General features: G+C 49.4%; 14 protein-coding genes. 8 read left to right on the plus strand and 6 right to left on the minus strand.

Annotated features, from left to right (window positions below; genetic code table 11):
* From HOK28_01565 to HOK28_01590, 6 genes are all read left to right on the plus strand, one after another.
* Nucleotides 1-1,030: SPFH domain-containing protein (locus tag HOK28_01565; GenBank protein ID MBT6431747.1), on the plus strand; the 1,030-nt coding region annotated here is incomplete at its 5' end.
* Between the two features lie 3 nt (nucleotides 1,031-1,033).
* The gene (locus HOK28_01570; protein MBT6431748.1) at nucleotides 1,034-2,137 is read left to right on the plus strand and encodes a hypothetical protein; all 1,104 of its coding nucleotides are present in this window, start codon (nucleotides 1,034-1,036) and stop codon (nucleotides 2,135-2,137) included.
* Nucleotides 2,138-2,316: 179 nt separating this feature from the next.
* Nucleotides 2,317-3,030 (plus strand): SDR family oxidoreductase, encoded by a 714-nt coding sequence (locus HOK28_01575; protein MBT6431749.1) that lies wholly within the window; start codon nucleotides 2,317-2,319, stop codon nucleotides 3,028-3,030.
* Between the two features lie 20 nt (nucleotides 3,031-3,050).
* Nucleotides 3,051-3,920, plus strand: coding sequence for a 3-keto-5-aminohexanoate cleavage protein (locus HOK28_01580; protein MBT6431750.1), 870 nt, complete (start codon nucleotides 3,051-3,053; stop codon nucleotides 3,918-3,920).
* 98 nt (nucleotides 3,921-4,018) lie between these two features.
* Nucleotides 4,019-4,369 (plus strand): 4a-hydroxytetrahydrobiopterin dehydratase, encoded by a 351-nt coding sequence (locus tag HOK28_01585; protein ID MBT6431751.1) that lies wholly within the window; start codon nucleotides 4,019-4,021, stop codon nucleotides 4,367-4,369.
* A 5-nt stretch (nucleotides 4,370-4,374) separates the two neighbouring features.
* On the plus strand, nucleotides 4,375-4,953 hold the full coding sequence (locus tag HOK28_01590; GenBank protein ID MBT6431752.1) for a DUF1802 family protein: 579 nt from the start codon (nucleotides 4,375-4,377) through the stop codon (nucleotides 4,951-4,953).
* Nucleotides 4,954-4,971: 18 nt separating this feature from the next.
* Here the strand turns inward: HOK28_01590 and sufT are convergent, their stop codons facing one another.
* The 6 genes from sufT to HOK28_01620 are packed head-to-tail and all read right to left on the minus strand — an operon-like array spanning nucleotide 4,972 to nucleotide 10,787.
* Nucleotides 4,972-5,529 (minus strand): putative Fe-S cluster assembly protein SufT, encoded by a 558-nt coding sequence (gene sufT / locus HOK28_01595; GenBank protein MBT6431753.1) that lies wholly within the window; start codon nucleotides 5,527-5,529, stop codon nucleotides 4,972-4,974.
* 7 nt (nucleotides 5,530-5,536) lie between these two features.
* Entirely contained in the window at nucleotides 5,537-6,751 is a 1,215-nt protein-coding gene (locus tag HOK28_01600) for a cysteine desulfurase (protein ID MBT6431754.1), read from the minus strand.
* Between the two features lie 10 nt (nucleotides 6,752-6,761).
* Nucleotides 6,762-8,048 (minus strand): Fe-S cluster assembly protein SufD, encoded by a 1,287-nt coding sequence (gene sufD, locus HOK28_01605; protein ID MBT6431755.1) that lies wholly within the window; start codon nucleotides 8,046-8,048, stop codon nucleotides 6,762-6,764.
* A complete protein-coding gene (gene sufC / locus HOK28_01610; GenBank protein ID MBT6431756.1) occupies nucleotides 8,045-8,815 on the minus strand; it encodes a Fe-S cluster assembly ATPase SufC in 771 nt (256 codons plus the stop codon). Before sufC ends, sufD begins: the two co-directional genes overlap by 4 nt.
* Before the next feature lie 40 nt (nucleotides 8,816-8,855).
* Nucleotides 8,856-10,301, minus strand: coding sequence for a Fe-S cluster assembly protein SufB (gene sufB / locus HOK28_01615; protein MBT6431757.1), 1,446 nt, complete (start codon nucleotides 10,299-10,301; stop codon nucleotides 8,856-8,858).
* A 9-nt stretch (nucleotides 10,302-10,310) separates the two neighbouring features.
* On the minus strand, nucleotides 10,311-10,787 hold the full coding sequence (locus HOK28_01620) for an SUF system Fe-S cluster assembly regulator (GenBank protein MBT6431758.1): 477 nt from the start codon (nucleotides 10,785-10,787) through the stop codon (nucleotides 10,311-10,313).
* Between the two features lie 168 nt (nucleotides 10,788-10,955).
* Between HOK28_01620 and moaA the strand changes: the two genes are divergently transcribed.
* Both moaA and HOK28_01630 read left to right on the plus strand, forming a co-directional pair.
* Nucleotides 10,956-11,999: a GTP 3',8-cyclase MoaA gene (gene moaA, locus HOK28_01625; GenBank protein MBT6431759.1), complete on the plus strand. Its 1,044-nt coding sequence runs from the start codon at nucleotides 10,956-10,958 to the stop codon at nucleotides 11,997-11,999.
* Between the two features lie 16 nt (nucleotides 12,000-12,015).
* Nucleotides 12,016-13,694: thioredoxin domain-containing protein (locus HOK28_01630; GenBank protein ID MBT6431760.1), on the plus strand; the 1,679-nt coding region annotated here is incomplete at its 3' end.

A 13,694-nucleotide genomic window follows, 5' to 3' on the forward strand; every position in this document is an offset into this window, starting at 1 on the left:
CTACCACAATCAGATCAAGAATGGCGCAAAGCTAACCGTTCGGCCAGGCCAGAAGGCGATCTTCGTCAACGAAGGACAAGTCGCGGATATTTTTGAGCCGGGCATGTATGAACTGACCACGGCCAACATCCCAATTTTAAGCACTCTCAATGGCTGGGCCCATGGATTTGATAGCCCGTTTAAAGCTGAAGTTTACTTCATCAGCACCCGCCAAATCACAGACCTTAAATGGGGTACCCCTAACCCTGTGATGCTAAGAGACGCCGACTTTGGTCCCGTGCGATTAAGAGCTTTTGGTACCTATGCACTCAAGGCAATCGACCCAGCTATCATTCTCAAAGAGCTGGTAAGCACAGATGGCGACTTCAACGCAGATGAAGTTTCTGAACTGCTGCGTTCCATCATCATCAGCTCTTTCGCAGATATGCTCGGTGAAGCTGGCATCCCTGCCCTCGACCTCGCCTCGAAGTACCGAGACCTCGGTGACAAGGCTCGAGACCTCGTCTGTGAACGCATTGATGACGAGTACGGTCTAGAGGTTACACAACTCAACATCGTCAATATTTCGCTGCCACCCGAAGTTGAAAAAGCAATCGACCAAAGAAGCAGCATGAATGCCATTGGCAACATGCAGCAGTTCCAACAATTTCAAATGGGCAATGCCATGATGGCCGCCGCGGAAAATCCTTCGGGAGGTGGCGCATCAGAGGGGCTTGGTTTGGGTATGGGCTTTGCCATGGCCGGTCAGATGATGGGTGGGATGAATCCTCAAGCGGCCGCCAGTGCACCGCCACCACCACCGATGGCAGGCCCTGCTTTTCATGTTGCCGTTAATGGACAGACACAAGGGCCATTCTCGATTCAACAAATGTCCGCTGGTGTAGCCCAAGGGCAGATAAGCGGTGAAACCATGGTATGGAGTCAAGGCATGGCTGGTTGGGCCCCGGCCTCCCAGGTTCCTCAGTTAGCTTCCTGTTTTGCGACACCACCACCTCCTCCGCCACCACCTGCTCCCGGCGTTAAGAGCTAAACTATGACCGCATCATCAACAGAAGCAACTCAACGGCTACCCGAGGAGCAAGCACGCTCCTTCCCTTGCGAAGGGTGTGGTTCAGATCTTGAATTCAACATTCAAGTTCAGCAGCTTAAGTGCCCCTACTGTGGCTTCGAAAAAGAGATAGATCTCTCTGAAGATGCCGTCATTCAAGAGCAAGACCTCAACGCAATGCTTGAGGCGCAGGCAAGTCATAAAGCACCGAAAGAGAAAAACCAAGACACGGAGTACAACTGTAAGACATGTGCGGGAACGATACTCTTTCAAAATAATATCATCAGTACCGAATGCCCGTACTGTGGCTCACCTGTCCAAAAAGACGAGGTCCATGGTTCAGACAATCGGATTCCAACCGATGCTGTTTTGCCGTTTATGATTGCGCGCGATGATGCCCAACAAAACTTAAAGGACTGGGTCAGCAGCCGCTGGTTTGCTCCGGGAGATTTTAAGGAGCGTGGCGTCAAAGGAAAGTTCAACGGTCTCTACATGCCTCATTGGACCTTCGATGCTCTTACATTCAACGAGTACCGAGGAGAACGCGGTAAAAATTATACCGTCAAGGATAACAACGGGAACACACACACCAAGACACGCTGGTATCCAGCCAACGGCCGATTTCAAAGATTCTTTGATGACGTGTTGGTTTGCGCGGTTCGAGATGCCAAGCGCAAACTCATGGAAAAGCTTGAACCCTGGTACCTAGATAAGGTGACTCCATTTAATCAAGAGTCGCTCGCTGGTTACACGGCAATGACCTACGAAGTAGAACTCAAAGAGGGCTTCGAAATAGGCAAGGACCGCATGGACACCGCAATTCGGCAGGAAATCAAACGACGTATTGGCGGTGATAAGCAGCGTATTCATCACCTAAAAACTAGATACGACGGACTCACCTATAAAAATCTCATGCTACCCGTCTGGATGCTCGCCTACCGGTATAACGACAAGTCTTATCAAGTGGTGGTCAATGCCTCCACGGGAGAAGTTCAAGGCGAAAGGCCTTGGAGTTGGATCAAGATTTTTGGAGTTGTTCTTCTTGGCCTCTCCATTGTAGGCGGACTCTACATCCTCAACGGGCAATAATAAGAAGATCCTACGAAACCATCAAGTTCATTCTTGTGGTCTAAACCTGCCCAAACCGAAAAAACATACGTTATTACAAGGCCTTGCTGCTAGCTAATTTCAATCGTGGCTCCTCTTCCATCCATCGGCGGCCTATGCCATGAATAGCTTCTAAGAGACTCGTAAAGGTAAAAGCACGTATGAATTTTAAAGGTCGTATCGCAGTCATCACCGGAGCAAGCCGCGGCATCGGTAAAGCCGTCGCTTTGACGCTTGCCGAAAAAGGCTGCGCTGTGGGACTTATAGCGCGGACTGAATCCACACTCGCTCAAACAGCAAAAGAGTGCCGGGCATTTGGCTCGCAAGTCTTCGCACTTCCTGTTGACCTTGAAAGCCCTGCTGCCGCCGTTGAAGGTCTAAGGTTACTGGTTCGTGAACTCGGTGGACTTGATATTCTCATTAACAATGCGGGCACCAGCGCCTCTGGCTCTATCGAAGACCTATCACTCGACGATTACGACCAAGTGATCAACTTGAATCTAAGAAGCGTCATGGCGCTTTGTAAACAGTCGATACCCGATCTCAAAAAATCAAAGAACGGTGCGATTATTAACATCGCTTCCATTGCTGGGCACTTAACCTACCCCGGCGGTACAGCATACGCCACCAGCAAACATGCGTTACGAGCGTTTACGGGTTGTCTCTTTGATGACATCCGAGAACATGGCATCAAGGTATCAGCCGTGTCGCCGGGCTACGTCAACACCGATTTGGTGAGTAGCCCCAAGCTAGACGCAAATAAAATGATTCAAACCCAGGATATCGTGGATGCTATTATCTATCTTCTCAATGCATCCCCAACCGTGTGTCCAACGGAAATCACTTTACGACCACAGCTCGCGCCTTACATTTAAGAATAGACTGGAGCTCAATTATGTCTGAAACCAACCGTCCCGCTATCATCACATGTGCCGTGACAGGTGTTTTGACTAACCCAAAGCAACACCCGGTTCCTGTAACACCTGAAGAAATGGCCGCGGCATGTTTCGAGGCTTATCAAGCGGGAGCAACCATCGTTCACGTTCACTTTCGCATGCAACACGAAGGCCTCGGTCACCTTCCTTGCTGGGACCCAGTGGTCGCAAAAGAAATCTGTGACGCTATCCGTGAAAAAGTTCCCGGAATCATCATCAATATGTCGACTGGTGTTTTCGGCAACGACATCTCCGGTCCCGTTGATTGCTTAGCATCTGTTAAACCTGAATATGCTGCATGTAACTCGGGCAGCATGAATTACCTCAAGCTAAAGAGCGACAAAAATTGGGCTTGGCCACCGATGCTCTTCGACAATCCTGTAGAGAAAATCTCCAAGTTTCTCGACGCAATGGATGAGCATGACACACGACCCGAATTTGAATGTTTTGATGCCGGGCACATTCGCTCAGTAACGATGTTCCATGAAAATGGACTGGCCAAAAATCCAAGTTACAACTTCGTGATGGGTGTTGCCTCAGGAATGCCTCTCGACGCTGAGTGGCTCCCCATGCTTCTCCCGCTTAAGTCACCCGATGCTCTTTGGCAGGTCACTGCTATTGGTCGTCAGAATGTATGGCCCGTCCATAGACGAACAGCGGAACTCGGCGGTAACTTGCGAAGCGGCCTTGAAGATACTTTCTACCTCCCAGATGGCAGCCGTGCCACAAGCAATGGTCAGCTCATCGAAGCCTTGGCTAAGTGTGCTAAAGAGGCAGGACGCGAAGTCTCCACTCTGAAGCAAACCCGCGAAATCCTTGGCTTTTCATAAGTAGCAACCCGACCAGTCTCTCCTGCCTCAGTTTGCATGGCCACTTGGGATCATGCTAATTTTATGGGTGTGGAGACGCAATGACTGAACTTGCAGATATGCCCTGTGTCGAGGGTGATGCTAACACACCTCCGGTCCGCGGTGATCAAGCCCAAAAGCTCCTTGGAGAGTTGGGTAATGGTTGGAAAATAAGCGGAACGGGGCATCTCGAGAAAATCTTCGTCTTCAAAAATTTCGTTGAGGCAATAAGCTTCGCAAATCAAGTTGGTGATATCGCTGAAGAGCAACGTCATCATCCAGATCTTCACATTGGTTGGGGCCGATGTGGGGTCGAAATATGGACTCATACCATCGGCGGCTTGTCAGAAAGTGATTTCTACCTAGCGGCCAAGGTCAATAGAGCACATAATCAAATGGTGAAGGCATCCGAGTCGAATCAGGGGGAATAAGAATCATGCTTCCAGAATCATACGCCTATGGCGTAAAAGAATGGGCTGTAGTCGTTGAAGCCATCCGTAGCGGAAAGCAGTGCTACCTCTTAAAAAAAGGTGGCCTCACGGAGCCCGACCATCCTGAGTTTGAAAGACCCAGTGGAATGTTTGGTCTCATTCCAACATGGGCCAAGCAGTTACCGATTCACCTTCGCTCCGAAAGCTGCCGAGACTTCGCCGACCAAGTCACGGGAGATGATACTACCGATACTTTCTCGATCTCGACTGTTGTAGATATTACCGAGCAAGTGGTGCTCAGTAACCCAATCCGCGCGCACAGGCTTTGGGACTGTCATGTGTGGAGAGCGGACTACCTAACGGAACGCATCAACACCCGCCCAGAGGTTCCGCTTCATCTTCTCTTCGTAAGGGCATACAATCTGCCAACACCGATTGAAGTGAAACGCGCAGAAACGTTCAATGATACTCGGCATTGGATTTCGCTTGAGCAAAACGCTTCCCTGGACCAGGCACAAGTGGTGCTCAAGGATCCTGAATACAAGCGTGAAACAAGAATTGTAAGAGAGAAGCTAAACGCATAACGCGCGAAGCTTTGGTTCCTACATGAGACCGGTGGTCAGCCGGGCCTCTTCAGACATTCTCTCTGGCGTCCATGGCGGGTCGAACGTCAGCTCTACACTGGCATTCACTTTTGGAATTTGCTCCACTTTACGCTTCACATCGTCCATCAATACTTGGCCCATTCCGCAGCCAGGAGCCGTTAAACTCATTTGAATAAATACGTTGGTGGTGGGCGAAGATGGCTTCACTGACACTTCGTAAATTAAACCAAGTTCAGCGATGTTCACGGGAATCTCTGGGTCGTAACATTTTCTAAGCTGTTCCCAAATCACTTCTTCCGTGACTTCCCCTTCGCTTAAGTTTGGCGGTAAGGCTTCAACTGGCACTTCTTTGCCCAGTGCATCGGCATCCATACCCGACACGCGGTACATGTATCCGAGTGGATTCTTGAGCGTAAAATCACCGCCCAGCTCCTGGGCAATCGTGACCGACGTTCCGGCAACCAGTGTCACCTCTATTCCTGCTGGAACTTCAACCGCCACGATGTCTCGGCTGAGTTCAATGCGTGCTTCTCGTAATGTGACCAGATCAACCATAAGACCCTCAGGCAAACATACGCATGACTTTTTCAAGCCCACGTCCTAAAGCTGCTACTTCATCCAAAGAGTTATAAAGCCCAAATGAAGCACGAGCGGTTGCTGTTACTCCATAACGAACCAAGAGTGGCTGCGTACAGTGATGACCTGTACGAATAGCGATACCCTCGCGATCAAGAATCGTCCCGATATCATTCGGGTGCGCCCCTTCCATGACAAAGCTAAACACTGCCGCCTTCCCAGACGTGGTCCCTATTTGCCGAAGCTCATCGAATCCCGATAACAGTTCATTCGTGGCTTGGGTGAGAGTCGCCTCATGTGCGGCCACCACGTCCATCCCAATACCCATTAGGTAATCAACCGCTGTTCCCAGGGCAATACCACCAGCGATATGTGGGGTACCTGCCTCAAATTTATGAGGAATCGTATTGTAAGTGGTTTTCTCGAAAGTCACTCGCTCGATCATGGAACCACCACCATGATAAGGCGGCATTGCATCTAGAAGCTCGGAGCGGCCCCACAAAATACCAACGCCCGTAGGCCCATAAACCTTGTGACCGGAGAAGACGTAAAAATCACAACCAAGCTCCTGAACATCAACCGCTTGGTGAGGTGTTGCCTGAGCGCCATCTAGTAAAATCTTCGCGCCAACCGCATGAGCCTTTTCAACAAGTTCCTTAGCCGGATTAACTGTCCCTAATGTGTTAGAAACATGAGCTACGGCTACGAGGCGCGTACGCTCGTTCAACAGGCTTTCATACACATCCATGCGAAGGTCGCCGGCATCATCAACAGGGATGACTTTTAAGTGAGCACCCTTACGCTCGCAGAGCATTTGCCATGGGACGATGTTACTATGGTGCTCCATTTCGGAGATGATGATCTCATCCCCTTCGCTCACAAAAGCTTCTCCAAAGCTCGATGCGACGAGGTTGATACCCTCCGTCGTTCCACGAACAAAGAGCACTTCCTCAATTTTCGGAGCGTTGATAAACTTCCGAATGCTCTCTCGGGCTTCTTCGTAACGCGTCGTTGCAGCGTCGCTTAGATAATGAATTCCGCGGTGAATATTCGCTCGCTCCAGGCCATAAAATTCTTCAACCGTATCCATCACGCACTTGGGAGTCTGAGCCGTCGCCGCGTTGTCTAGATAAACAAGTGGCTTGTCATGAACCAAACGCTTCAAGACAGGAAAGTCGCGGCGTATCTTCTCGATATCCATTATCTCTGACCTATCCGTTTACAGGCTTATTCAACAATTGTTCTCGAATATTCTTTTCCAGATAAACACTGGCAGCTTCAACTTTCAGCTCGGATAAAACATCCATCGCAAAACCATAAGTTAATTCACTGCGCGCTTGTTCCAGGGAAATACCCCGAGCACGCATATAAAAAATCTGGTCTTCATCAAGCTGCCCAACCGTAGCACCGTGCGCACACTTCACATCGTCCGCATAGATCTCAAGCTGAGGTCTGGTGTTTGCTGTAGCATTTTTAGACAAAATAAGGTTTCTATTTTGTTGAGATGAGTCGGTTTTTTGAGCCTCTTTTTGCACGAGAACATAACCATTGAAAACGCTCGTTGCAGAGTCGTCTAGAATGCCTTTGTAGTTCTCTTGGCTATTACAGTGAGGAGCGACATGCTCAATCTTGGTATAAACATCAGCATGCTGTTTCTTAGCAATCATATAGAGACCACCGAGGTAACAAGACGCCCCTGGCTCCATCAGTCGTAGATTGATAGCGGACCGCCCAATCTTAGCTCCTAAATTAAACAGGTGAGCACGATACTGACTGTCCCGGTTTTGCTGAACATATGTTTGTGCAAGATGAGAGGCGTTTGCAGACTCTTCTTGAAGCTTTGTGTGCTCCAGGTTTGCCCCGGCCCCCAAAGCAATCTCCGAGACGATATTGTTGAGATAAGTCGACTCATTTACACCACGATAGGTCTCAATGATATTAAGATGTGCATTGTCTTCAAGAACAACAACGAGGCGCGGATGAAGAGCAACGTTTTCATGCCCTTGCGACACAACCCAATCAAGATGCAGCGGCTTCTCTATCGAGGTACCTTTGGCAACGTGAACAACGACGCCTGCCTCTAAAAAAGCTGTATTGAGCGCAGTCATTGCGTCTTCTGATTCGACCAGCTTACCCAACACATTTGAAACCAAAGAGTGTCCTTGCGCCAAAGACACAACAGATACCCCTTCAGGTAACGAATCTGAACACGACTGAAAAACACCGTCGCGAACCGTAACTGAGTAAGCATCCAAACCTGGCAATGCTTCTGTCTCTCCAAGCTTCTCAAGCCCTGGCTGGCTAAGTTGAAACTCAGATTTAGCAATGGTCTTAAGGTTTGTATAACGCCATTCTTCCAGTCGTCTTGTTGGCAGGCCTAAGCGATTGAATCCCGCAACGCCGCTGAGCCGAATTGAGTCCAAGGAGGCATTCGGTTGAGCCCCTTGAAATACCTCGTGTGCTTTTGCAAACGAGGGATTTTCTAAAGTGACACTCATGCGCTTACCTTTTCAGAACCTTCGAGTTCATCTTCAATCCAAGCGTAACCATCTTCTTCAAGTCGGTGTGCTAGAGTTTTATCACCAGATTTAACGATTCGGCCACCTGAGAGCACATGAACAAAATCAGGTTCAATATAGTCGAGTAACCGCTGGTAGTGCGTCACAACAACAATCGCCCGCTCGGGACTGCGCATACGGTTCACACCATCTGCTACAATCTTAAGAGCATCAATATCGAGACCTGAGTCTGTCTCGTCAAGAATTGCGAAGGTTGGCGCCAGCATTCCCATTTGAAGAATCTCGTTCCGCTTCTTCTCACCACCGGAGAAACCTTCATTCACTGGACGCTCAAGAAACTTCTTGTCCATTTCCAGGTCGGCCATCTTAGTTTTAACCAACTTGAGGAACTGCGCTGCATCCAGCTCTTCTTCACCTCGGTATTTCCTCTGAGCATTCATCGCTGCTTTCAAGAAATACATGTTGTTTACGCCTGGGATTTCCACAGGGTACTGGTACGCCATAAAGACGCCCTCACAAGCTCGGTCCTCAGGGGCAAGTTCAAGGAGGTCCTTACCCTGGTAAGTCACACTACCATCGGTTACTTCGTATTCTTCCCGACCTGCGATGACCTTCGCTGTGGTGCTCTTACCCGAACCGTTTGGTCCCATAATGGCGTGCACTTCACCCGCTTTAACACTTAAATCAAGGCCGCGCAGGATAGGAGTTCCGTCAACACTTGCATGTAAATTCTTTATTTCTAACATCTGTGAACCTTTTTATTCATGAGCTGCAGGATAGCTGCAATCAACCAACGCTGCCTTCGAGGCTAACGGCCAGAAGATTCTGTGCTTCAACCGCAAATTCCATAGGAAGCTTTTTAAATACTTCTTTACAAAATCCATTGACGATAAGCGCCACTGCATCTTCTTCAGAAATGCCACGTTGTTGGCAGTAGAACAGTTGGTCTTCGCTGATTTTTGAGGTGGATGCCTCATGCTCAACTTGACTGCTGCTATTGGATACTTCCACATACGGGAAAGTGTGAGCCCCACACTTATTCCCAAAGAGAAGCGAATCGCATTGTGTGTAGTTACGAGCTTTCGCTGCGTTCTTTTGAACTTTCACGAGGCCTCGGTAGGTGTTCTCTGCTCGGCCTGCAGAGATGCCTTTCGAAATGATTAAACTGGAAGTATTTTTCCCAATATGAATCATCTTGGTACCGGTATCAGCTTGCTGCGCATTATTCGCAACCGCTACTGAGTAAAACTCACCGACGCTATTATCGCCCTGTAAAATAACACTCGGGTATTTCCAAGTGATGGCAGAGCCGGTCTCAACCTGTGTCCAAGAAATTTTCGAGTTCGCTCCCCGGCACACACCGCGCTTGGTTACGAAATTATAAATTCCGCCCTTGCCGTCTTTGTCGCCTGGGTACCAGTTCTGGACCGTGCTGTATTTGATTTCAGCACCCTTCATGCAAACCAGTTCTACGACCGCTGCGTGAAGCTGATTTTCATCTCGCATCGGCGCAGTGCAACCTTCGAGGTAGCTTACGTAACTGTCATCATCAGCAATGATCAGAGTTCTTTCGAATTGCCCGGTGTTGAGGGCGTTGATTCGAAAGTAAGTAGATAGCTCCATCGGGCACTTTACGCCTTTAGGGATATAGACAAACGATCCATCACTGAAGACCGCAGAGTTCAGTGCCGAGTAATAATTGTCGGAATGCGGAACCACCGACCCGATGTATTTCTTAACCAATTCCGGGTGCTCTCGGATGGCCTCTGAAATAGGGCAGAAAATCACGCCAACGTCGGCCAACTTATCTTTAAAAGTCGTCGCAACGGAAACGCTGTCGAAAACCGCGTCGACAGCAACGCCAGCCAGTGCTGCGCGTTCGTGGAGAGGCACGCCCAATTTCTCGTAGGTTGCCAAGAGTTCCGGATCTACTTCATCTAAACTCTTCGGCGCGTCGTCTTTAGATTTAGGTGCTGCGAAATATGAGATCGCCTGAAAATCAATTTTTGGGTAATCAACCTTCGGCCATACTGGCTCTTCCATGGTCTGCCAGCGCCGAAAAGCTTTCAGTCGCCACTCAAGCATCCACTCGGGCTCGTCTTTCTTCGCTGAAATAAAACGAACCGTATCTTCACTTAAGCCTGGGTCGAGGTATTCAGTTTCAATATCGGTAACAAAACCGTATTTATAATCACCATCGTCAAAGTCTTCGATTGTTTGTTCTGAAGTCATTCTAATTCCTCAACTTTTTACCAGCTCAAGAAGATTCGTCCCGGCATTTGATTCGTGGGCGGCGTGGCTCATACACAACGATTTTTCCAACATCTGGGCCAATGTGAAGGCGGTCAACGCCTCGAAGACCACATCGTTAATAGCCTGCCAATTCGTGCGTACTGGACAATGATCTTCCATTTCACAAGGTGTTGATGCGTGGCCGTTCGAGCATTCCGTGAGGTGAACCGGACCTTCCATGACTCGAATCATCTCAGCAATAGAAATATCCTTTGGATCCATCGCCAACGTGTAACCGCCCTTTTTTCCACGGTGTGAAACTAATAAACCGCCTCGTGACAGGGACTTAAGTACTTTCGAGACCGTGGGAAGCGGTAAACCAGAGATGGTCGCAAGCTCACGTGCCGCGCGAGACTCACCGTTACCCTTGGCCATGTAACCCATGAGAACTATTCCGTAATCTGTCAGTTTAGCGAGCTTAAACATCGTCTTTCCAAATTCGTACTAATCCGGTACTATTATGTGCCTTGCAGCATGTCAAGACAAGGGGCCAAAGTTAAATCGAGCCATCTAAGCTTTGAAATATATAGACAATTTCTGTAAGCCTACTTAGTAGGCAACTAGCCAATTAACACAGTACTGTCGAGATAAATGATGGTTTCACCGGTCCAAACATTCACAGTTCAAGATCAACTTGAGCGGCCTCTACGAAGTCTGCGGCTATCTGTGACCGATCGCTGTAATCTACGCTGTGACTACTGCATGCCCGAAGAAAACTACAATTGGCTGCCTAAGGCCGATTTGCTCTCTCTCGAGGAACATGCCCGGCTTGCTCAATCATTCATGAAGCTAGGTGTCACCCGGATTAGACTTACCGGCGGCGAGCCACTGCTCAGAAAAAATCTACACGCTCTGGTTGAAATGCTCTCGGCATCCCCTGAACTAGAAGACCTAGCGATGACGACCAACGCTACTCTGCTCAACAAGTACGCCGCCGATTTACACGCTGCAGGCCTCCAGCGAATCACCGTCAGCCTAGACAGCTTAGAGCCCCATACCTTTCATCAATTGACCCGCCGAGACTCATTACAAGATGCAATCCAAGGGATCGAAGCGGCAGTGAAGGCCGGATTCACCGGGCTCAAAATCAACATGGTCGTTTTACGCAATGTAAATCATGGGGAAATCGGGTCGATGCTTCGATTCGCTGGCCAAGTTGGCGCTGAAATTCGATTCATCGAATACATGGATGTAGGTGGCGCTAATAAGTGGCAAGAAGAGCAAGTTGTGTCTCAGAATGAGATTATTAAAATAATAGAAAAAGAGTTTGGCCCCGTCAAATCAGCGGCTGCCCCAAAGCATGCGCCTGCCCAAAGCTTTACTCTTGAGTCTGGGCAAAAGTTCGGCATCATTGCCTCAACAACAAATCCCTTCTGCTCAACATGTGACCGGAGTCGTATCACCGCCGATGGCGTCTGGTACCATTGCCTCTACAGTCCCTCCGGCTTCAATCTGCGGGACCTCTTACGCCAGGATGATGGCTCAGGGGAACTTGAAAAATTAATCACGCAACATTGGACCGCACGCAAGGACCAGGGAGCCAAAGACCGGTTAATGGCCGACAATCGCGGCCCGCTGATCCCGCTCTCCCAATTGAAACGAAACCCTCGCCTCGAGATGCACACTCGCGGCGGATAAATGGAATCCCAATATAATGTCTCAGTCTCACACAAACCGTCTCATTAACGAGACCAGCCCCTACCTTCTCCAGCATGCTCACAACCCAGTAGACTGGTACCCATGGGGAACTGAAGCACTGGAAAAAGCCAAAGCAGAGGGCAAACCAATCTTACTTAGCATTGGTTATTCCGCATGCCACTGGTGCCATGTGATGGAACGAGAATCATTCGAGAATGAGGAAATCGCCAACCAGATGAACGAACTCTTCATCTGTATTAAAGTCGACCGAGAAGAACGACCTGACCTCGATTCGATATACATGAGCGCCACAGTAGCAATGAACAACGGACACGGCGGTTGGCCGATGACAGTGTTTCTCACACCCGACCAAGCTCCCTTTTTCGCCGGCACTTATTTTCCGCCTCACGATGCCCACGGGCGCCCCGGTTTCCCACGTGTTCTGCAGTCTATCGCACGGGCCTGGAGTACCGACCAGGGCGAGGTCATCGACCAATCCAAAGATTTGGTTCGGTTCTTGAAGCAAGAGAGTGAGAAAACAAGCGTGCGTCTTGTGGGTGAAACTCAAATAGCACAGGCCATCCAAAACCTGCACCGCGGCTTCGACACTGTAAACGGAGGCTTCAGCCCTGCCCCTAAATTTCCGGCGGCTGCATCCATCTCACTTTTATTACGATTTCATCACAACACAGCAAACCCAACCGCACTGAAGATGGCCGACCATACCCTAACGATGATGGCAAAAGGCGGTATCTACGATCATATCGGAGGCGGCTTTGCGCGCTACTCTGTGGATGAGAAATGGCTCGTGCCCCATTTTGAGAAGATGCTTTATGACAACGCCTTGCTGATACGCAGCTATGTTGAAGGTTGGCAGGTCACTCAAAAAACCAGTTATCTAGCTGTCGTTAGAGAAACGCTAGATTTCACCATACGAGAAATGACGGGTCCAGAAGGTGGTTTTTATTCCGCACTCGACGCCGACTCAGAGGGTGAAGAAGGTAAATTCTATGTGTGGACTCCCGCACAGATCCGCGAAGTGCTCGACTCTAAAAGTGCCGAAATTTTCTGCACCGCTTTCGATATCAGTACTGAGGGCAACTTTGAAGGTGCCAATATCGCCCACCCTGTGCAAAGTCACGACGAGCTGGCAAAACAGTACGCAATGAGCGCTGCGGACATTCACCAAAACATCGCAGACTCTAAGGTGCGGCTACTCGATGCACGAAACCAACGTATCCGTCCTGGAACCGACGATAAAGTTATCACGGCTTGGAACGGAATGATGATCGGTGCCATGGCACTTGGACACCAAATCACCGGGGACCAACGCTACCTGCTTGCTGCTAAAAATGCAGCTGATTTTATCCACACGCACCTGACCGACAACTCGGAGCTTCTGCGAACTTGGCGGGCCGGCAAAGCTCAGCTCAGGGCGTATCTCGAAGATTACGCATACCTTGGCGAGGGGCTTCTCGATCTCTACGAAGCCGGTGGCGGCTTTCAATACCTTGCACGCGCACAAGTACTTGCCAAACAGATACTAGAACAATTCTCTGATCCTAAGGGCGGTGCACTCTTTTCAACTGCGCACAATCACGAAGAACTCATTGTCCGTAAAAAAGAGGGCCACGATGGCGCCACACCTTCAGAAAATGCTGTAGCGGCCAATCTATTCGCCAGGTTGTCCCAGCA

The organism is Deltaproteobacteria bacterium (assembly GCA_018668695.1).
Classification (GTDB): Bacteria; Myxococcota; XYA12-FULL-58-9; order XYA12-FULL-58-9; family JABJBS01; genus JABJBS01.